Raw genomic sequence first — 19,409 nt, forward strand, 5'->3', positions numbered from 1 at the left:
AGAAAGCCCCCCGAGTCGAGAGCCTCGGGCTTTCTGGTTCCTCGAAGGTAACGAGTCACAAAAACCAGAACCAGCAAACTCACAAAGCGAGAATCGGGCGATGTTTGTACACAGCGTCCGAGATATCGCGCATGGATGTCTACGGACTGATCGGGAATCCGGTCGGCCACTCGCTGTCGCCGCCGATGCACGAGGCCGGCTACGAGCAGTTGGGAATCGACGCCCGCTACGTCACCTTCGAGCCACCCGAAGATGGCGGGGCGGAGGCCGTCAGAAGCGCCGCAAACCTCGGCGTCAGCGGTCTCAACGTGACAATCCCATTCAAGCAGGACGTACTCGATGCGGTCGAACCCGACGACCTCGCGGCCAGAATCGGCGCGGTCAATACCATCGATTTCAGCACCGATCCGCCGACGGGCCACAACACCGACGCGGTCGGTCTCGTTCGCGCACTCGAACACCACGACGTGTCGATCAGCGGCCGAGCAGTCGTCGTCGGGGCCGGCGGGGCGGGACGGGCCGCTGCCTTCGGCCTCGCGGACCGGAGTGTGACCGTCGATATCGCGAACCGAACGACGGAGAAAGCGACGGCCCTCGCCGAAGAGGTGACTTCAGCAGACGCAGTCTCGGGGACAGCAACGGGACACGGACTCGACGCCATCGAGGAGATACTCGCCGACGCCGACCTGCTGGTCAACGCGACGAGCGTGGGGATGGAGGAGGATCGTTCGCCCGTCCCCGCCGAGGCGTTGCACGGCGATCTAGCCGTTCTCGATGCGGTGTACTCCCCGCTGGAGACGCGGCTGCTGAAAGACGCGCAGGCGGCCGGCGCGACGACAGTCGATGGGGCGTGGATGTTACTATATCAAGGTGTGGAGGCGTTCGAGCGCTGGACCGGCGAATCCGCCCCAGTCGGAGCGATGAATGACGCGTTACGCGGCGGCCTCGAATAGCGAGAGCGCCAGCGAGCGTCTCGAAGGAAGCTGTCGGGTCGAGGCCATCGAAATCATCACAAGAGAAACTAGTCCGTCGTTTTGAAATAATTAAGTAGTCTGCTACATAACACATCAGTATGAAAGTCTTGACGCAGATGATTCGGAGCCTGTTCGGCCTCTCCAACACGAAGAGTGAGAGCGACTCAGAACGGGAGAGCGAGATTACCGTCGAGCGCGAGCCCGACACGGAATCCGAAGACGCGGTCAAGGGCACAGACACCGCGACCGAACAGCCCAGCGACGCCGAAACGGAAACTGCTGTCGAGGAGACAGCAGACGAAAAAGAGTCTGTCGAGGAACCTGACGAGGCAGAAGACGCAGTCGAAGACACTGCGGAAGACGAAGCTGCCGTCGAAGAAACCGAAGACACGGAGACGGACACCGAGGAAGAAGCAGTCTCCGAGAAGGGCGACGAAGAAGCCGCCGAACCGGATGTCGCCGAGGACGAGGTCGAAGACGAGGAGACAACCGAGGAGGCGGGCTGGGAGTCCGTCGAAGAGATCAGCGGTATCGGCCCGACCTACAGCGAGCGCCTCGGCGAAGCCGGCATCGGAACGATCGCAGAACTGGCCGACAGCGACGCCGAGACGGTCGCCGAAGCCGCCGAGACATCCGAATCGCGCGCACAGGACTGGATCGACAAGGCGAACGACCGGCTCTGAGCGAAAACGACCGGCCCGCGCGGTCGGGAAACCACAAAGTCGTTAGTAGTTCCGCGACTACACGACGGTATGAAGCCGGAGGTTGTGACGACTGCTGCGGGCTTTGCGGCGACTGCCGCCGACGCCGCCCCGGGCGACCGGGTTCCGATCGAGGCCCGACTCACCGTCGACGATCCATTTCTTGCCTATCGCCGAGCACGGACCAACACCGGCGGCGCGTATCTCGACACCACCGGTGGACAGCGTGGCTGGGGGTATTTTGGTGTCGATCCCGGCGAGATCCACAGCGTCGACCCAGGGGAAGCATCCTCGCTCGACCGCCTCGCCGCGCTCGTCGACGGGGGAGGCCTGACACGCGGCGACTGTTCTGTCCCCTACCCCTGCGGAGCGATCGGCTGGCTCTCCTACGACATCGCCAGAGAACTCGAAGCGCTGCCTGAACACGCCGACCAAGACCGCGACCTCCCGCGGTTACAGGTGGCCCTCTACGAGACGCTCGTCGCGTGGGAAGAGCCCCGTGGGGAGACGGTCGATCTACACATCACCCACTGTCCAGTGATCGAGGATCCAGACGACGAGGACGCCATCGAGCAGGCGTACGAACAGGGGCGTGCGGAGATTCTCAGTCTGGCGGAGCAACTCCAGGACGGCGATCCAGCGGTGGGGCCAGCACCCGCCGACGCGGCGAGTGCCGCCTTCGAGAGCGACTGCGGGCGGGCAGCCTTCGGAGAGCGCGTCGAGCGAGTGAAAGCGTACATCCGCGACGGCGATACGTTTCAGGCGAACATCTCACAGCGCCTGCGCGCACCGGCAGCGGTCCACCCGGTCGCCGCCTTTGACGCGCTTCGAGCGGTGAACCCGGCCCCGTACTCGGCGCTTCTGGAGTTCCCCGGCGTCGATCTGGTCAGCGCCAGTCCCGAACTGTTGCTCGAACGCGAGCGGCGACGACTCGTCACCGAACCGATCGCCGGCACTCGACCCCGGGGAGCGACCGAGTCTGAAGACCAGCGACTGGAGACCGAACTGCGAACCGACGAAAAAGAGCGTGCAGAACACGCCATGCTGGTCGATCTCGAACGCAACGACCTCGGCAAGGTCTGTGAGTACGGCAGCGTCGAGGTCTCTGAGTATCGCCGCGTCGACCGCTACTCCGAGGTGATGCATCTCGTCTCGCTGGTCGAGGGACAGATGCGACCGGAGCACGACCTGGCCGATGCGATCGCCGCCGTCTTCCCCGGTGGGACGATCACCGGCGCCCCCAAGCCCCGAACGATGGAGATCATCGACGAACTCGAAGCAACCCGCCGGGGGCCCTACACCGGCAGCATCGGCATCTTCGGTTTCGACGAACGCGCGACGCTCAACATCATCATCCGAACGCTCGTCCGGTACGGTGAGGAGTATCACCTCCGGGTCGGGGCCGGCATCGTCCACGACTCTGATCCCGACGCGGAGTACGCGGAGACTCTCGACAAGGCCAGAGGATTGATCAACGCCGTCGACGCGGCGCTCGGCGAGCGGGCCGATCTGGAGGTGAGCAACCAGTGACTCGCGTACTCGTCGTCGATAACTACGACTCGTTCGCGTACAATCTCGTCCAGTACGTTGGGACGGTGGTCTCGGCGGAGGCGGAGGGAATCGACTCTACGGACGGCGAAGTCATCGTCCGTCGCAACGACGAGATCACCCTCGCTGAAGTCGACGAACTGGATCCGGACGCAATCGTCGTCTCGCCGGGGCCGGGAACGCCACAGGAAGCGGGCATCTCCATCCCGCTGTTCGCCGAGCGCTCGTATCCAACGCTGGGCGTCTGTCTCGGCCATCAGGCGCTCTGTGCCGCCCACGGGATCCCTGTCCGACACGCCGACTCGGTCGTCCACGGGAAGCCATCGGTTATCTCCCACGACGGAACTGGAATCTTCGCGGGCCTCCCCGGCCAGTTCGAGGTCGGTCGGTATCACTCGCTGGCCGTCGAGCGCGGGGAGTTAAGCGAGGAGTTGGTAGAGACCGCCAGAACCGACGACGAGCGGACGGTCGTGATGGGCGTCCGCCACGAGGAGCGACCCCACGTCGGCGTGCAATTCCACCCCGAGAGCATTCTGACCGACGAAGGAATAAAGATCGTCGAGAATTTCCTCGACAGCGCGACGGAGGTCAGGGATGAGTGAGTTACAGTATCACGTCGACGGCGAACTTGTCCCCGAGTCAGAAGCGACGGTCAGCGTCCGCGACCGCGGGTTCATGTACGGTGACGCGGCCTTCGAGACGATGCGGGTCTACGGCGGCGAGATTTTCGAGTGGGAGGCCCACGCCGACCGACTCCGAGAAAGTTGCGAGATGCTCGGCTTCGCCGACGCACTCCCCGGAGAGGAGGATCTCCGCAGCAGGATCGAGGAGACGCTGGCAGCGAACGAACTGACCGACGCGTACACGAAACTGTCGGTCACGCGTGGCGTCCAGCCCGGCAAACTGACCCCCAATCCCGCTGTCGACCCGACGATTGTCGTCTTCGTCTCCCCGCTGCCCCGGGGCGGAATCGACGGATCGCGCGTCTGGGACGACCCGGCGACGCTCCGGACCGTCGAGCAACGAAAAGTGCCGGATAGCGCACTGCCAGCAGGCGCAAAAACGCACAACTACCTCAACAGCATCCTCGCGCGACTCGAACTCCGCGAAAGTGATGCCGACGAGGCAATCGTCCAGTCAGTCGACGGCCTGCTCGCCGAAGGAGCGACGAGTAACCTCTTTTTCGTCGAGGGGGAGACGCTGCACACACCCAGCGAGTCAGTGCCGCTACTTCCGGGAATAACACGGAACATCGTCCTCGAACTCGCCGACGAGGCAGGGATTCCAGTCGAAACGGGGGCGTATGAACCCGACCGGCTTGCGGACGCGACGGAACTGTTCGTCACAAACTCGACGTGGGAGATTCGCCCGGTCACGAGTGTCGACGGGCGGGCGTACGAAATCGGACCAGTGACGCGGAAGTTACAGCGTCGGTTCGATGAACGCATCGAGCAGTTGTACGACTGAATCCCGGCGAGGCACGGGAACAAACAGCAGACTTTTCGTCGCTAGCACAAAGGTACGAGTGATGGAATGGCGGTGTGAGTGGTGTGGAAAGCCTCACGAAGAGAACGATCCACCGTGTGACAACTGTGGGCACGGAAAATTCGAGAAAGCGGTCGTTCGCCAGGGGAGCGCGGGCGATGCGAACTCGACGGTCGTCTGGGTCTGTACAGACTGCGGCCGAGAGCACACGAAACACTCCCCGCCGTGCAGTCGCTGTAACAACGGAACCTTAGAGCGACAGGAGAAGACGATCAGTGACGAGGATCTCACGAAGTACCCGGGAGAGGGCTCCAGCGGCGAGCGCGTGGCCCGGGAGACGACAACTGTCTGGACCTGTACCCAGTGCGGCCGAGAACACGCCAGACACACCGCGACCTGCAACAACTGTGGCAACGCCGACCTCGAAGAGACCGAAAAGCGAATCAGCGAGTCCGAGACGGCGATTCCGAGCTATCTTGATCTCGTCACGCCACAGTACGCACTCGCGCTCGGGGCGGTCTTGCTGATCGCAGCCGTGGCAATCCTCGGCTTTGCTGGCGTTATCGACGTGCCATTCATCTCGAACGGCATTCCCGACGTGGAGAACGTCCCGGGCAGCGCCGAGGAAACAGAGAGCGGGATCGAACTCGCCGAGGTCGAGACGGCGTACGTCGATGCGGTCAACGAACAGCGCGAGGCCGAAAATGTCGGTACACTCAGCCGAGGTGACCGGTTGGACGAGGTCGCGCGATTCAACAATCAGCAGCGGGTCAAAGCAGAAATCAGTGGGGACGGGCAAGTCGACGAGGAACGTGTCCGTGAACTGGTGAACGAAGAGTGCCAAGGCCCCACGTGGAGGGTCCGCAATCAGGTTCCGATCCAACAAGGTGACACGGCCGATTCACTCGTGAATAAGCTTATCGTGAGCAATGAACTGTTCGACGATCCGACCTTCGAGAACGAAGAGATCGATACGATCGGCGTCGACACCCACGCTGCAGACGGTCAACTCTATCTGATTGCGTTTCTTTGCGCCGCCAGTTAGGCCGCCGCTTCGTAAGCGTCGCGCAGTCCGTCGGTTTTCTCGATAACGCGATCCGCGCCGTCTTCGAGCGCGTCGAGCGCGTCGACATCGGCTTCGGTCTTGATCGTCAGGACCGGTTCGGTCTGGCCACCGGACTGTTCGGGATTTACGTCGTACGTTGCGGCGGTGACACCCTCTGTCTCCAGCAGCGCACCCTTCAGGACGTTCATGAACGTGTGATCCTCGCCGGCAATCTCGATGGCGAGTTCCGTCTCCTCTTTGTCGATAACCCGGAGTTCCATACCCCCATTTAGGGCTGTTCGCGCACCTCAACCTTTCGACTCGGAGATTTCCGGACAGCGAGCGTGAATACCAGCGTTCTTGTCTCCTCAACACCCCGAAAGGAATGTGAGTGAACCCGCCGTGGATTCCGAACTCGCCGTCAAACTCGCCGGGGCAGCCTTTCTCCTCCTCGGAGCGGTCTTTGCTGGCTTCGGTCTCTGGGCCGAGGAGTTTCTGATCACGGTTGCCGGTGGCTTCACCGGTGCGGCCGGAATCGTGTTGCTCGGACTGTCGCCGCGGCTGGAGGGGTGAAGACTTTTCGAGTCCCGGCGTGAAAGCGAGATATGGAGCAACTGGACATCTCCGGCGAGTTCGATGTCCACGAATATCGCCACGGACTCAAACTCATCCGGGAGGACCGCGAGACGATGCAACTGGAAAACCGGGACGGCTTCGGCTGTCCGGCCTGCGGCGAACCCTTCGAGAAACTGTTCGTCAGCGAAGCGCGAACGAACAGTTTCGGGAAGCCGACGGCCCCGTTCTGTCTCGCTCGCACCGACAGCCAACTGCTCTTGCTTACGCACTAAAACAGCAGACTTACCGCGGCCCGTCTCTCAGTGCTGAGTATGACGGTCCCCTGTGTCCGGGTTCCGCGCGAGGACGGCGAGGCGACGCGGCAGGCGCTCGCCGAGTCCGAACTCATCGACCAGCGCCGCGAAATCGTCCACGAGGACGGCCAGCTATACATTCCCGTCAGCGACCCGGATGCAGTTCCCGAGGAGTACGCCATCGTCGACTACGACGCCCCCCAGCGGGAAACACAGACCACGCCGGACGAGTTAGTCGAGTTCACCGCCTCCTACGAGCGACTCGGTGAGGTGGTCATCATCGACGAAGACGACCCCGACCGGGCGCGGGCGCTCGCCGACGCGATTGTCGAGTCGGACCTGCCCGTAAAGACGGTGCTCAACCGCGCCTCGAAGATTCAAGGCGAACAGCGGATCCGCGACTGGGACGTGCTGTTCGGTGAGGAGACCGAGGCGGTCCACCGGGAGTACGGCTGCGAGTTCGCACTGGATCTGGCCGCCGTCTACTTTTCACCCCGGCTGGCGACCGAACGCCACCGGGTGACCGAGCAGGTCGAGACCGGCGAGCAGGTGATCGACATGTTCGCCGGCGTCGGGCCCTTCGCGATTCCGATGGCCAAACGCGGTGCAGACGTGGTCGGAGTCGATATCAACGAGACGGCAATCGAGTATCTCCGCGAGAACGCCCAGCGCAACAACGTAGACGAGCGCGTGACGGCCATCCACGGCGACGTGCGGGAACTGACCGCGGAGTACGAGGGTTGGGCGGATCGGCTGGTGATGAACCTCCCACACTCTGCAAACGAGTTCGTCGAGACGGCAGTTGCGCTCGCTGGCGAGCATTGCGTGGTTCATTACTACGATATCCAGCACGAGGACGATCTGTTCGGCCCCGGCGAACGGGCGATTCGCGAGGCTGCGGGACCGGAATACGACGTGACAGTCCAGAACCGGCACACAGTCCGGTCGTACGCTCCCCACGAGTACAACATCGTGCTGGATGTCGAACTCACCCGGGCGTGAGCGGTCGGTCGTGGGCGGGCGGATTCGCAACGCTTATTGGTCGTATCGGTACTACGTGAATGTGCGTGCCGGTGTAGCTCAGACTGGCAGAGCGATTCCTTCGTAAGGAATAGGCCGAGGGTTCAAATCCCTCCACCGGCTCTTTCTGCCGAACGAAGTGAGGCTGAAGAGCCGAGCGTGTGGGATTTGAACGAGACCGAGGTTCTGCGAGCGTAGCGAGCAGGTTCTCGGGCGTCGTTCACAATCCCTCCACCGGCTTTCTGCTGCGAACAACGTGAGCAGCGAAAGCCACAGCGAGGGATTTGAAGCAGGGAGGAGCTTTGCTCCGACCGAGGTTCACAATCCCTCCATCGGCTCTTTTGTCTGAACGTCAGTGAGGACAGAGAACCGAACGTGTGGGGTTTGAACGAGACCGGACGAGCGAAGCGAGTCCGGGCGTCGTTCACAATCCGCTCCACCGGCTTTCTGCTGCCGAAAAGGCTTGACGAAGAGTAATAAGCGCTTGGAGCAGGCACTACTGGGTCGCTACGGTTCGAGCAGTTCGATCAGATTGTCGTCTGGATCCCGAACGAACAGGATCCGCGTTCCGCTTTCGGTCGTCTGTGGCTCGCTCACCGTCTCGACATCGTCCGGAAGGCTCTCGTAGGCCGCGTCGAGGTCGTCGACCTCAAGACCCAGATGCTTCGCGCCGGCCTGGTTGATCGCACCACCGGTGGCGTCGTCGCCTTCGGGATCGTACTCGACCAGTTCGACGCGGGCCGTGCCGGCGTCGAGGTGGGCAAAGGTTCCAGCAGCGCCCTCGACGCCGACGCCCGTCGCGAACTCCTCGCCCGACACCGAAAAGCGGGATCGCACGTCGAGTCCGAGCACGTCGCGGTAGAACTCGATCGATCGGTCGAGGTCAGTCACCGTCACGCCGAAGTGGTGTGCACTGGGGTCGGTCATATCGGAAAAGCGGGAGGGACCCGAAAAACGACTTCGACTCAGAGCTGACGGTTGCCACACCGATCGTGAAAGAAGGCCCAGCGCGAACAACTGTCTTCACGTCGTTCACAGTCCGCATCGCCGGCGAACCGACTGGCAAAATACCAGACCTTACTGCTGCTGTCGTTGCGGACTCTGTTGCATCGGCTGCTGGTCGATAATCTCGTCGGCGCCGAGTTGCTGTTTCAGGTTATATTCGTGATAGAGCAGTCCGATGCCGACAGCGATCGAAAGGAGCGCAATCGCGCCGGTGACCGCGGAGAGTTCGAGGAGGTAGAGAATGCCAGCCCCGAGGACGATGCCACCGAGTCCAGCAGCGAGCTTTCGCACGTCGAACTCGTGAGTGTCGGTACAGTCCGGGCAGTGCATCTGGATGCGTTCGTTGTTTTCCCGCTGGATGCGGTTGTACTTGATGAGCTGTGGTTGGTGACGGATGCCGACAGCGCAGTTCTGGCAGAGGTTCTTGCCACACTGGTGGCAGGTGAACTCGACCGGATCGAAGCGGCAGTCTTTCTGGTTGACGTCACACTCCGGTTCTGGTGGATACTCGCCGTCGAGTTGGTCTGTGTCGATGTGCATGTTACATCTCCTCCGAAATCGATTTCAAGGTGACATTCAGTTCGTCGCGCAGATCCGCGACGTACGATTCGACGACGCTCCGGTTGGCACCGCGGCCCCGGACCGTGAGGTTCGTGTCGCCGTACGCCCGGGAGACCGACCGGCGTTCTGCCGGGAGATTCTCGTCTTCCTCGCGGCTCCGCTCGACATCTGCCGAGCGAACGCTCCCCTCGACGCTGATGTTGATCTCGATTCGCGTGTCGTTTTCGAGGACGTAGCCGTTACGTAGGTGACCACTGTAGACTTCTGCTTCCTTGCCTTCCTGCAGTTGGCGTTCTTTTTCTGGCTGTTTCGCGTCCAGTCCATCGATGCCCCGGTCGTCCAACACTTCCTCGATACGACTGAACGCCTGAATCGGTGTGACCCCCTCGACGGTGACTTTCTTCGTAATCTCCGCGGTCGAACTGACAGCCACGTCTTCGGTCGGTGTGTGGAAGGTCGCGTCGATGCGGCCAGTCGCGTCGATATCCACCACGTCGGCGTCCATCCATCGGTCGTATCGGCCGAATTTCCCGATGCAGTGACCGCCAGCGTCGAACAGCGCCACGGGGGTGAGATTCGAGAACGGCCGGTCTCTGGTGAAATGAACCCGGCCGGCGATCTCCTGGAGGTCCTTTTGCGATCTGGACGGAACGTGGAACCGGACCTGTCGCGTCGAAGACCGCTGCTCTGCGGATGGAAGTGCGTAGTTGTCTCTGGATCTGATTTCGACCGTGTAGACGTTGTCTTCGGGATCGTACGAGCCATCGACGAGGTCCGACCCGGACCAGTTGTCCTCTTCTTCGTCGAATTCGTGGCCCAGTTTCACCTCACGACCGACCTCCGGATCCATCTTCAACTGGAGTGTGATTCGATGGATCGGAACGAACTCGTTGTTGTCCAGTTCGATGGTGTAATCCGTCCCGTCAACGGCAGGGTGTGCACGGGCCTGCATGTGGACCGGTGCCGAAAACGACGGGTTAGCCGTGATCCCCTCGCGTTCGAGATACTCACCAATATCCTGTGCGAGTTGGTCGTAACTCGTCTCGTACTCCCACTCTTTCCGGAGGTCACGTTTGAGTTCGTCGGGAGATTTCGACTGGAGTTCCGATGCGTGAATGGTATCGTTCAGTTCGACGGTCGGAGTCATCCCAATCGGCTCTGCGCCTTTGAACAGTAATCGACCGTAATTGAGATTGATTTCCTGTGCACTGATGCCATCTGTCGACCAATCCTCCAGAATCGCTCTGAGTTTGTCGATGATCGACGGTGAATCTGCTCTCTCGACGTACTCCAACAGTTCGGAGCGGTTCACCTCGAAGTCGATCTGGGTCTGCCCTTCGACCGCACCCGTCTCGACGTACTCCGCGCTGTTGCTCATATCAAAGTCGAGAGACATCGTCTCGTCAATTTTCACCTGTATGACATCCCGTTCACGAACGTTGGCGACGGCGTCGTCACCGACTGGGACATACATACGTATTTACTCAATAGATACTGATAAGAAACTACTGATTTAGACAATATATCCGGATAACTAAGTGCTTATCCATTTTGTTATTCGAATCATAAAATTTGAATTCGTTTAGTCACCAGAACATGGCATTCCACAGATACTTCTCCGGGAATGCGCCGGTCAATCTGTGAAATTAGACACTCACCAGACAATTCTCGCCCGGGCACCAACCGCGAGACAGAGAGGCGGCCGATTCAGCATGTGGCGGTTATCGGGAGGGGAGATCGACGCCCACGAACTCGAACCGCGCACCGTCGTGGTCGCTATCGCTCACGTCGATGGCCCAGCCGTGTGCGTCGGCGATTTCCTCGACGATCGAGAGCCCGAATCCAGTTCCGTCGGGAGTGGTCGAGTAGCCGGACTCGAAGATGTCTGTCCGCTTTTCGTCGGGGATACCTGGGCCATCATCTGCGATATAGAACCCCTCGTCGCCGGGTAACGCACCGACACAGACGGTGGCAGTCGGCCCGGCGTGTGTGATGGCGTTCCGATACAAATTCTCGAACAGTTGTTCGAGTCGAGAGTCGTCAGCGAGCAGCGTGAGTGGACTCTCGATATCGAGGGTCGCATCGGCCGTATCGACTGCCGCCCACGCTGTCGTCGCGAGATGCTTTAGCGAGACCGGCCCTGGCTCGTCGATAGTCTGGCCTTGCTGGGCGAGTGCGAGCAGTTCTTCGAGCAGTCGCTCCATCCGGTCGAGAGCGGTACCGATCTCGTCGAGTTGCTCGCTGTCGGCCTCCGTTCTGGCAAGTTCGAGTCGCGTCTGGGCGACATCGAGAGGATTGCGCAGATCGTGGGAGACGATACTCGCGAACTCTTCGAGGCGCTCGTTGGTCTCCCGGAGAGATTGCTCGCGGGCGACCCGCTCGGAGACATCCCGAATCACCCCCGCCCGGTCGAAGGCGTCCCCGTCTGGCACGGAGGTGAATCGTAGTTCTGCTGGGAACGTCTCGCCGTCCGCGGTGAGAAAGTCGTACTCGAGGACGCCGACAGCGCGGTCGCCGCTGGCGACTCGCTTCCGGATCTGTGCGACCTTCTGTTTTGTCTCCCGGGAGATCCAGCGGTCGATGTCGGTGCCGAGAAGCTCCGAGCGGTCGACGCCTTTCATCTGGGCGTACCGCTCGTTGACGTAGACAATCGTCCTGTCGGGTTCGATCGCGTAGACAGCGTCGTCGAGTGATTCGAGAATCTGTTCGTACCGCGTGACCCGTTGTTCGAGATCCAAGCGGTGCCCGACGCTTTCGACGATGTTCGTCGCCAGCCGTTCGGCAGCTGTCTCGCGTGGGAGATATCTGCTGACACCGTGTTCGGTTGCGACGCTGGCGATCGATTCGTCCCCGTCTGCAGGAACGAGGATGAACGGGAGATTTGAGTCGATCTCTCGAACGGACTGTAGGAACGTGAGACCGTCCGACTCCGGAAGTTCGTACTCGCTGACCACACAGTCGACGGATTCAGAGCGGATCGTGTCGAGAGCATCTGCCGCGGTCTGCTCGGTATCGAGCGTGTACGAATCGATCTGTTCGTCGAGCGCAGCCCTGATCTCGGAATCGGGCCGCTCACCGGCGACAAAGAGGAGACGTAACGGGCTTGCTGAAGCGGTCATCGAGAGTTGTTCTCAGCATATACCAATGAGTGCTATATAAAACTCCGTGAACCAGAGATAACGGCGGAAATCGGAAGAGACTCCACACCCGCCAGCAGTCGCCAGAAGCGGTCCGTCGACAGGAACCAAAGTGTAGACCGGCCTCTCCACGTCCCGGGTGACGAGAATGTTGTCAGCAGGGCCACTGTCCCAGACGGATTGGTTTCTACTCACTCCGACAGGAGGTCGCGGGTGATCGTCATCGCTGCCTCGGTGCAGAAACATTAGCCAGTCGGCCAATACATGCCAAAACGGTGCACCATGTCTCAGTGTGAGTTGCCTGCGGACGAATGTAGCCAGAGCGTGAATCTGGATCGTGTATAGTCTGCGTTCCCAGTACGCATACCAACGGAGACAGGTGGGAGAACAAATCACCCCGATCAGAGCCAGATCGGAGATCACTCCGGAAACTGCTTGGGGCCACCACCCGCCCACGCGAAATACTGTCAGATCAGTTGGCGAGCGAGCCTCGATCACCAGACCGCGTCGATCTAACGTCGTCAGCAGAGCCCGCGCTAGCGACCGATAGTACTGTTCGATATATCGTTATATAATATAGCGCTAACGTAGCTGTATAACGAAATCGACCGCCATATGGCGGTTGCTGTGGAGGATTATAATAGCAGTGCCCAGAGAGGGTCGAACCGCGAGCCGGTCGATATTTTACGACGTCACCACTCCCTGTCGGTCGTGGTTTCGTGGAAAATAGCCGGGGAGGGCTCCGAACCTCGGGAAGAGCAAGCTCTTTCCTGCTGCAGGTTCGCGGTGCTCACCTGCAACCTACGGGTTCGTCGCCTCCGGCGGGCATATCAGACTCATCGCTCACGATGTTCGCTCTTCGTCAGAATATGCCCGGGGAGGGCTCCGAACCCTCGATCTCCGCATGTCCCAGGTCCGAGGCGAACCTCGGGGAACGTGCCGGAGTGTGCCGCGTCCGTTAGTACCCTATGAGTGCGGCGCTATGTCCAGCTAAGCCACCCGGGCGCATGCTTCCATAATCGGGTCGTTGTCTTTAACATTCTCATTCAAACCGACCGTGTGAGGAAACTGTCAGCTACGCCAGCGCGACACCCAACCCGAAGACGACGAAAAGCCCCACGACCAGGACAGCGAATCCGATGGCGACCTGTCCGTTCGTATAGGCACTCTGCGGGGCGGTGCTCCGCCGTGGCGGTTCGCGTTCGGGTGGGGTCGGCTCTGTCGGGTCGTACTCGCCCGAATCCGTATCGTCGCTCATAATCGGACGTGGACGCCCCGAATACTTCGGTGTATCGGCTGGGCATAGAAACGCATAGGTGGCCGACTCTCCTATCGGACGGTAACCCGACATGACCCTCACCAAGCGAATTATCCCCTGTATCGATGTCGATGTCGACGACGACGGCAACGCCGCCGTATACACGGGTGTCAACTTCGAGGACCTCGAATACACCGGCGATCCTGTCGAGATGGCAAAGGAGTACAACGAGGCCGGCGCCGACGAGTTCGTCTTTCTGGACATCACCGCCTCCGCAGAGGGCCGGGAGACGATGCTCGACACCGTCCGCTCGGTGGCCGACGAGGTGTTCATCCCGCTGACCGTGGGCGGCGGCATCCGCACGCGCGAGGACATCAAGGAGACGCTCCGGGCAGGGGCGGACAAAGTCTCGATCAACACCGGCGCACTCGAACGACCGGAACTGATCGGTGAGGGCGCACAATCCTTTGGCAGTCAGTGTATCGTCATCTCCGTCGACGCCCGCCGCCGCTTCGACGAGGAAGGTGAGTATTACGCGGAGGTCGACGGCGAGTCCTGCTGGTTCGAGTGCACCGTCAAAGGGGGACGTGAGGGGACTGGAACGGACGCAGTCGAGTGGGCCGAAGAGGCCGAACGCCGTGGTGCGGGCGAGTTGTTCATCAACTCCATCGACGCCGACGGCACCAAGGACGGCTACGATATCCCACTGATGAAAGCTGTCTGTGATTCCGTCTCGACACCCGTCATCGCTTCCTCTGGTTGTGGCAGCCCCGAAGACGCCTACGAGGTGTTCACAGAAGCGAACGCCGACGCGGCACTGGCGGCCTCGATTTTCCACTTCGGCGAGTACTCCATCGAGGAGACCAAACAATATCTGGACGAGCGCGGGATTCCGGTCCGACTCTAATCGGCAGACTGCGAGAGCGGATCGAGTGACTCAGTGAGATCGAAGCCCTCGTAATCGTTTTCGACGACGCGTTCGCACTCCCGCCGGTACGTCTCGACACCGCCCGGATACGGCGTGAATACGCGGGGTTTGCCCGGCACGTTCGCGCCGCGATACCACGAGTCCGCTTCCGAGAACAGCATCGACCCAGCGAGGGTGTTCGTCTGGGAAACCCACTGCTCTGCGGCCTCAGATTGCGGTTCGATATACTCGTAGCCCTCCGCTTGCATGTACTCGATACAGTCGGTAATCCAGTCGACGTGTTGTTCGATGGAGACCGGCATGTTGCTCAGGACGGCCGGACTCTGCGGACCCGTGATGGTGAACAGGTTCGGGAACCCGTCGACGCCGAGGCCGAGATACGTCCGCGGCCCGCCCTCCCACTCCTCTTCGAGCACGTAGTCGTCCCGTCCGCGGATATCCATCGCCAGCAGCGCGCCGGTCATCGCGTCGAATCCGGTGGCAAAGATGATCGTATCGAGGTCGTACAGCGAGTCGGTCGTCCGGACGCCCTCAGGGGTGAACTCGGTGATCGGATGCTCGTCCACATCGGCAAGCGTCACGTCGTCACGGTTGAACGTCTCGTAGTAGCCGTTGTAATCCATCGGCGGCCGCTTGCTCCCGTAGGGGTGATCCGTCGGGACAAGTTTCTCCGCCGTCTCCGGATCGTCGACCTGCTCGCGAATCTTCTCACGAAGGAATTTGGAAACGATCTCGTTTGTTTCGGGATTGAGTAGCGTGTCCTCGAAGGTGTGGAGGAATCGGAAGCCGCCCTCCTGCCAGCGTTCTTCGAGGGCGGCCTGGATCTCCTCGTCGGAGAGGCCGGCCGTCGTCGGGTGTTTCATCTCGAAGGGCATCCCCAGCCACGAGAAGCGGGCGTCCTCCCAAATCTCGTCGTAATTGGCCTCGATCTCTGCCCACTTCTCGTCGGAGAGCGGGCGATTTCGCGCCGGGACGGCGTAGTTCGGCGTTCGCTGGAAGACCGTCAGGTGGCCGGCGCGTTCGGCAACCTCTGGGATGAGTTGGATCCCCGTGGAACCAGTGCCAATCACGCCGACCCGTTTGCCGTCGAGGTCGACGCCATCGTGGGGCCAGCGGGCCGTGTGATACCACTCGCCTTCGAAGGCATCGCGGTTCTTGAAGTCCGGAATGTACGGTTCGGAGAGACAGCCAACAGCACTGATGAAAAACTTGCTGTCGACGGTGGTGCCGTCGGCAGTCGTGACCGTCCACGAGCCATCGTCGAATTCGGCAGCGTCGACCTCGGTCTCGAACTCGATATGCTGGCGCAGGTCGAGGTGGTCGGCAGCGAAGCGGAGGTAGTCGAGGATTTCCGGCTGTTCGGGGTAGCGCTCAGACCACTGCCACTGCTCGCGAATCTCCTCGGAGAAGGAATAACAGTAGATGTGACTCTCGCTGTCACACCGCGCGCCCGGATAGCGGTTCCAGTACCACGTCCCCCCGACATCGTCGGCCTTCTCGAAGACCCGAACCGACAGGCCCAGTTCCCGCAGGCGATACGACATGTACAACCCGGAGAACCCGGCCCCGACGACGACTGCGTCGACGTCCAACTCGCCCCCCGTGGTATCTGATACATTCCCACACATTGATGCTCGACTGTCAGATTGGATCCGGGAAATAATAAACCTCTGGCCGAGGGGTAAGCGGACGTTCACCGGCCTGTAGTGGCCCGTGCGGCCGGAACTGGAAACAACGAAGCTTTAACATCCACTATCCTGAAAGATCAGTCAGGAGACAATGCCGGAGCGAGATCCACTATCCGGGGCGGACAATGCGTGGCGACGAATGGGGAAAACGGACAATCTGATGACGATAACCGGGATCCTCTGGTTCGACGAGAAAGTGAGTTACGAGGAGGTCTGTGACCGCCTCGAAGAGCGGTTGCTCCAGTTCGACCGCTTCAAGCAGAAAGTCGGCGGACGCAAGCGACGGGTTCGCCGACCGTACTGGGAAACCGTCGAGGACTTCGATATCGACTCACACGTCTACGATATTTCGCTGCCCGAACCCGCCACCGACGAGAAATTCCAGGAGTTTGTCGGCCGACTCATGAGCCGTCCGCTCGACGAGCGCCGGCCGCTGTGGGAGGCGTATCTGGTCGACGATGTCGACGACGGCGATGGCAACGCCATTGCGTTCCGAATCAATCACAGCCTCGGGGATGGGTTCGCGCTGTTGTACGTCCTGCTCGGGCTCGCGGACAATCCCGAAGAGATCGAGTTACCGATCGGAAACGTCCCGAGCCCACCGGGCAAAGAGGACACGGCGGCCGACGGTGGGGCCGCGACAGTACCGCCCGCGGCCGATAGCACAGTTGAGGGGGAAAATCCCAACAGTGACAGCGGACGGAGCGCCGACGAAGGCGCAGATCTCAGCGAGATTCGCTTCGGGAAGGCCGGACTGGCCGCGACGACGCTCAAAGAGATCGATTATCTGCTCAGGATGCCCGACGAGGCCGATACGTCACTTCGCGGCACGCTCGGCTCTCGGAAATGTGCCTCCTGGACCGACGAGATCGATATCGATCAGGTCAAACGGATCAAGCGAGACTACGATGCCACGGTCAACGACGTGTTGCTCGCCGTGACCGCAGGTGCGCTCCGTCGGGAACTCGAATCGCGTGGCGAGGACACCGAGGGGCTCCAACTCCGCTGTACTGTGCCGGTCAATCTCGTGCCGATGGCGGCGCGGGACGAACAGTTAGGAAACGGGTTCGGGCTGGCCTTCCTCCCGCTGCCTGTCGGCAAACGCGACCTCGGCGACCGAATCGAATTCATGCGTGAGAACGTCGGCGTCGGGAAACTCGGTGTCGAAGCCTTCCTGATGTACAGACTGCTCGAATTCGGCGGTCTACTGCCCGAATCCGGCCAAGAGAAACTCATGGAGATGTTCGAGAAGCGAGCGACCGGTATCGTCACGAACGTCCCCGGACCGCTCAATACGATCGATTTCGCCGGCACAGAAGTGACGGATATGGTCTTCTGGGTACCACAGGCCGTCGATCAGGGACTCGGAATCAGCCTGATCACCTACGGTGGAAACGTTCGGGTCGGCATCGCCGGAGACGCGAACGTGCTGCCCGACGCGGGTTCGCTCGCCGAACACTTCGAGGCAGAAATCGACATGCTCGAAGCGAAGCTCGAAGAGAAGTGACCACGCGGGCTGCAACAGATTAGCTGTCCTCGGTGGATTCGTCGGATTGTTCACCGCGGAATCGGCGGCGCTGGCGAGTGTGATCGACCGTCACCGGGAGACAGCTCTCACAGAAGTCGATCCCGAGTTCGGTGAGCTGGATGCTTCCGTAGACCGTCTTCGGCCGTTTGGCCTTCTCTATCGCAGCCTCGATGTGCGGCTGGGCGTCGAGCACCTGGTACCGCTTGAGGTTCTCGACCGGTTGCTCGGTAAAGCGGATCAGCCCGAGGCGTGCGAGATTCTGGAGATAGACGGGCGTCCGATCGGGGTGACGACAGCCGGCGTCGCTGCCGACCATCGAGAGATTTCGGGCGATGAGCCGCGAGGTGAACGGGATATACTGTTTGTCGTAGAGGTCAAGCGAGGCCTGCATCCCCTCCGTCGCCAGCAGCCGGAGAATACGGGCTTCGTCGGCGGCCAGCGCTTCGAGCATCGACGGATACGCCGGATGGAAGGCCTCGTCGCGACCGACTTCGGCCGATTTCGAGAGCAGGCGCTCCCCGCGCTGGCGGAGTTGGTCCGCGGTGACCGGCCGGTCGTTGACGACGGCGTCTTCGTGGGCGTCGAGCCACTCGGACTGTTCGTCGCCGATATCGACCCCCGATCGTCTGAGTTCGTCCAGCGTGATCGCACGGACCTCCGTCAACAGCTCCGCCGGGGAGGTCGCGTTCATCGCGGCGTACCCCATCCGCGTGCCGGTTCTGACTCCCGATTCGAGCGAGTAGCCCGTCGCCCGCTGTGTCATCGCGGTCGCCAGCCGGGCCAGCCGGACCGATTCCAGTTCGCCCTCGTCGATCTCCGCTGGATCGAGTCCCGTCGCCCGCGAGAGCCCGAATAGCTCGCCGAGCGGGCCGGTGTAGGGGTTGGTCATCTCGGTAATTGTTCCCTCGATAGCGGAGCGGAATTGCTCGACATCGGCAGGCTCGATACTCGTCGGATCGCGGACGGCTGCTTCGACGACCGAGAGCACGTCTTCTGTTCGTTCCTGATCTGAGCCGACCCCCGCGAGTGCCTGCTCGAAAATCGAGAGGATTCCGTCGACGTTCGCGTCTTCGAGTTCCCCGGGCCGGATGAGCAGTTCCTCGATCATCGAGACGAACTCGGCAATCGTCTCCGGGTCAGTCTGTGCCGGGGTGGCGATGGCCCGCTCGAAGAGTTCGATCAGCTGGTTGGTCTGCTCGCGGTCGAGCGTATCGCCCTGCAGCGCCCGCTCAACGACCGAAAAGATGCGATCGATCTCCTGCAGCGGAAGCGTCGGGGCACCGTCCTCGGCGTCGTCGCCGACAGCGGGGCCCCAGTCGTCGGCCGGCGGACCGCTCTCGCCGTCGGGGAGATCACGGCTCATGCTGCGGTCACCACCACGAGTTGAATCCAGCCCGCGGCGAAGCCGAGGACCGCGCCGAGGAGGATGAGCATCCACTCGTCTTCCTCGAAGGCAGGCCGGAGGAGTTCAACGAAGCCTTCCGGCGGCAGTTGGGTGATCCGCTCGGCCATCCAGCCCTCGATCGCGTCGCTCCGTTCGTCGTTGAATTCGGGGTCGTGCAACGGATCGATCGTCTGGTCGACGCTCTCCTCGGCGAAGGCCTCCCGGAGCCGTTCGTACTGTTCGTTGCCGGTAGTCATGCGGATTATCGGGGCTGCGAG

At 61.3% G+C, this 19,409-nt stretch carries 19 protein-coding genes and 2 tRNA genes; 12 read left to right on the forward strand and 9 right to left on the reverse strand.

Features of this window, described 5'->3' with window-relative positions; translation table 11 throughout:
* The first annotated feature begins 131 nt into the window (after nt 1-131).
* From V8P86_RS03025 to V8P86_RS03050, 6 genes are all read left to right on the forward strand, one after another.
* Nucleotides 132-953 (forward strand): shikimate dehydrogenase, encoded by an 822-nt coding sequence (locus V8P86_RS03025; RefSeq protein ID WP_336325763.1) that lies wholly within the window; start codon nt 132-134, stop codon nt 951-953.
* A gap of 119 nt (nt 954-1,072) precedes the next feature.
* Nucleotides 1,073-1,657 (forward strand): helix-hairpin-helix domain-containing protein, encoded by a 585-nt coding sequence (locus V8P86_RS03030; protein WP_336325764.1) that lies wholly within the window; start codon nt 1,073-1,075, stop codon nt 1,655-1,657.
* Nucleotides 1,658-1,726: 69 nt separating this feature from the next.
* Nucleotides 1,727-3,205: an aminodeoxychorismate synthase, component I gene (pabB, locus tag V8P86_RS03035; RefSeq protein WP_336325765.1), complete on the forward strand. Its 1,479-nt coding sequence runs from the start codon at nt 1,727-1,729 to the stop codon at nt 3,203-3,205.
* Complete coding sequence (locus tag V8P86_RS03040; protein WP_336325766.1) at nt 3,202-3,825, forward strand: anthranilate synthase component II; 624 nt, start codon at nt 3,202-3,204, stop codon at nt 3,823-3,825. Before pabB ends, V8P86_RS03040 begins: the two co-directional genes overlap by 4 nt.
* A complete protein-coding gene (locus V8P86_RS03045) occupies nt 3,818-4,690 on the forward strand; it encodes an aminotransferase class IV (RefSeq protein ID WP_336325767.1) in 873 nt (290 codons plus the stop codon). Before V8P86_RS03040 ends, V8P86_RS03045 begins: the two co-directional genes overlap by 8 nt.
* A 61-nt stretch (nt 4,691-4,751) precedes the next feature.
* Nucleotides 4,752-5,753, forward strand: coding sequence for a hypothetical protein (locus V8P86_RS03050; protein ID WP_336325768.1), 1,002 nt, complete (start codon nt 4,752-4,754; stop codon nt 5,751-5,753).
* Here the strand turns inward: V8P86_RS03050 and V8P86_RS03055 are convergent.
* A complete protein-coding gene (locus tag V8P86_RS03055; RefSeq protein WP_336325769.1) occupies nt 5,750-6,034 on the reverse strand; it encodes a DNA-directed RNA polymerase subunit L in 285 nt (94 codons plus the stop codon). The genes V8P86_RS03050 and V8P86_RS03055 overlap by 4 nt on opposite strands.
* 106 nt (nt 6,035-6,140) lie before the next feature.
* Here V8P86_RS03055 and V8P86_RS03060 point away from each other — a divergent pair, with 106 nt between their 5' ends.
* The 4 genes from V8P86_RS03060 (at nt 6,141) to V8P86_RS03075 (ending at nt 7,765) form a co-directional block, all read left to right on the forward strand.
* A complete protein-coding gene (locus V8P86_RS03060; protein ID WP_336325770.1) occupies nt 6,141-6,326 on the forward strand; it encodes a hypothetical protein in 186 nt (61 codons plus the stop codon).
* 32 nt (nt 6,327-6,358) lie between these two features.
* Nucleotides 6,359-6,601 carry a DUF7385 family protein gene (locus V8P86_RS03065; RefSeq protein WP_336325771.1) on the forward strand — a complete coding sequence of 81 codons (243 nt, stop codon included), beginning with the start codon at nt 6,359-6,361 and terminating at the stop codon, nt 6,599-6,601.
* 39 nt (nt 6,602-6,640) lie between these two features.
* On the forward strand, nt 6,641-7,624 hold the full coding sequence (locus tag V8P86_RS03070) for a class I SAM-dependent methyltransferase (protein WP_336325772.1): 984 nt from the start codon (nt 6,641-6,643) through the stop codon (nt 7,622-7,624).
* A gap of 67 nt (nt 7,625-7,691) precedes the next feature.
* Nucleotides 7,692-7,765 (forward strand) — tRNA-Thr (locus tag V8P86_RS03075).
* A gap of 384 nt (nt 7,766-8,149) precedes the next feature.
* On the opposite strand, the gene V8P86_RS03080 is transcribed toward V8P86_RS03075, so the two are convergent.
* From V8P86_RS03080 to V8P86_RS03105, 6 genes are all read right to left on the reverse strand, one after another.
* A complete protein-coding gene (locus V8P86_RS03080) occupies nt 8,150-8,569 on the reverse strand; it encodes a VOC family protein (protein WP_336325773.1) in 420 nt (139 codons plus the stop codon).
* Nucleotides 8,570-8,719: 150 nt separating this feature from the next.
* Entirely contained in the window at nt 8,720-9,187 is a 468-nt protein-coding gene (locus V8P86_RS03085; protein WP_336325774.1) for a hypothetical protein, read from the reverse strand.
* Between the two features lies 1 nt (nt 9,188).
* Nucleotides 9,189-10,682 carry a hypothetical protein gene (locus V8P86_RS03090; RefSeq protein WP_336325775.1) on the reverse strand — a complete coding sequence of 498 codons (1,494 nt, stop codon included), beginning with the start codon at nt 10,680-10,682 and terminating at the stop codon, nt 9,189-9,191.
* Between the two features lie 247 nt (nt 10,683-10,929).
* Nucleotides 10,930-12,327, reverse strand: a complete 1,398-nt coding sequence (locus tag V8P86_RS03095) for an ATP-binding protein (protein WP_336325776.1) — start codon at nt 12,325-12,327, stop codon at nt 10,930-10,932.
* A gap of 888 nt (nt 12,328-13,215) precedes the next feature.
* Nucleotides 13,216-13,350, reverse strand: a tRNA-Met gene (locus V8P86_RS03100).
* A gap of 70 nt (nt 13,351-13,420) precedes the next feature.
* Nucleotides 13,421-13,603 carry a DUF7550 family protein gene (locus V8P86_RS03105; RefSeq protein WP_336325777.1) on the reverse strand — a complete coding sequence of 61 codons (183 nt, stop codon included), beginning with the start codon at nt 13,601-13,603 and terminating at the stop codon, nt 13,421-13,423.
* A gap of 91 nt (nt 13,604-13,694) precedes the next feature.
* Between V8P86_RS03105 and hisF the strand changes: the two genes are divergently transcribed.
* Nucleotides 13,695-14,510: an imidazole glycerol phosphate synthase subunit HisF gene (gene hisF / locus V8P86_RS03110; RefSeq protein WP_336325778.1), complete on the forward strand. Its 816-nt coding sequence runs from the start codon at nt 13,695-13,697 to the stop codon at nt 14,508-14,510.
* Here the strand turns inward: hisF and V8P86_RS03115 are convergent.
* Nucleotides 14,507-16,123 (reverse strand): flavin-containing monooxygenase, encoded by a 1,617-nt coding sequence (locus V8P86_RS03115; RefSeq protein ID WP_336325779.1) that lies wholly within the window; start codon nt 16,121-16,123, stop codon nt 14,507-14,509. The two genes, hisF and V8P86_RS03115, sit on opposite strands and share 4 nt — an antisense overlap.
* Before the next feature lie 187 nt (nt 16,124-16,310).
* Between V8P86_RS03115 and V8P86_RS03120 the strand changes: the two genes are divergently transcribed.
* Nucleotides 16,311-17,726, forward strand: a complete 1,416-nt coding sequence (locus tag V8P86_RS03120) for a wax ester/triacylglycerol synthase family O-acyltransferase (RefSeq protein ID WP_336325780.1) — start codon at nt 16,311-16,313, stop codon at nt 17,724-17,726.
* A 19-nt stretch (nt 17,727-17,745) separates the two neighbouring features.
* On the opposite strand, the gene V8P86_RS03125 is transcribed toward V8P86_RS03120, so the two are convergent.
* Entirely contained in the window at nt 17,746-19,110 is a 1,365-nt protein-coding gene (locus tag V8P86_RS03125) for a DUF4393 domain-containing protein (RefSeq protein ID WP_336325781.1), read from the reverse strand.
* Between the last annotated feature and the right edge of the window lie 299 nt (nt 19,111-19,409).

This window comes from Halovenus anhuiensis, assembly GCF_037080055.1.
Taxonomy (GTDB): Archaea; Halobacteriota; Halobacteria; order Halobacteriales; family Haloarculaceae; genus Halovenus.

Coding starts and splice junctions, on each gene's coding strand:
- V8P86_RS03025 (WP_336325763.1), top strand. CDS start 132: ATGGATGTCTACGGACTGATCGGGAATCCGGTCGGCCACTCGCTGTCG.
- V8P86_RS03030 (WP_336325764.1), top strand. CDS start 1,073: ATGAAAGTCTTGACGCAGATGATTCGGAGCCTGTTCGGCCTCTCCAAC.
- pabB (WP_336325765.1), top strand. CDS start 1,727: ATGAAGCCGGAGGTTGTGACGACTGCTGCGGGCTTTGCGGCGACTGCC.
- V8P86_RS03045 (WP_336325767.1), top strand. CDS start 3,818: ATGAGTGAGTTACAGTATCACGTCGACGGCGAACTTGTCCCCGAGTCA.
- V8P86_RS03050 (WP_336325768.1), top strand. CDS start 4,752: ATGGAATGGCGGTGTGAGTGGTGTGGAAAGCCTCACGAAGAGAACGAT.
- V8P86_RS03055 (WP_336325769.1), bottom strand. CDS start 6,034: ATGGAACTCCGGGTTATCGACAAAGAGGAGACGGAACTCGCCATCGAG.
- V8P86_RS03065 (WP_336325771.1), top strand. CDS start 6,359: ATGGAGCAACTGGACATCTCCGGCGAGTTCGATGTCCACGAATATCGC.
- V8P86_RS03070 (WP_336325772.1), top strand. CDS start 6,641: ATGACGGTCCCCTGTGTCCGGGTTCCGCGCGAGGACGGCGAGGCGACG.
- V8P86_RS03080 (WP_336325773.1), bottom strand. CDS start 8,569: ATGACCGACCCCAGTGCACACCACTTCGGCGTGACGGTGACTGACCTC.
- V8P86_RS03085 (WP_336325774.1), bottom strand. CDS start 9,187: ATGCACATCGACACAGACCAACTCGACGGCGAGTATCCACCAGAACCG.
- V8P86_RS03090 (WP_336325775.1), bottom strand. CDS start 10,682: ATGTATGTCCCAGTCGGTGACGACGCCGTCGCCAACGTTCGTGAACGG.
- V8P86_RS03095 (WP_336325776.1), bottom strand. CDS start 12,327: ATGACCGCTTCAGCAAGCCCGTTACGTCTCCTCTTTGTCGCCGGTGAG.
- V8P86_RS03105 (WP_336325777.1), bottom strand. CDS start 13,603: ATGAGCGACGATACGGATTCGGGCGAGTACGACCCGACAGAGCCGACC.
- hisF (WP_336325778.1), top strand. CDS start 13,695: ATGACCCTCACCAAGCGAATTATCCCCTGTATCGATGTCGATGTCGAC.
- V8P86_RS03120 (WP_336325780.1), top strand. CDS start 16,311: ATGCCGGAGCGAGATCCACTATCCGGGGCGGACAATGCGTGGCGACGA.
- V8P86_RS03125 (WP_336325781.1), bottom strand. CDS start 19,110: ATGAGCCGTGATCTCCCCGACGGCGAGAGCGGTCCGCCGGCCGACGAC.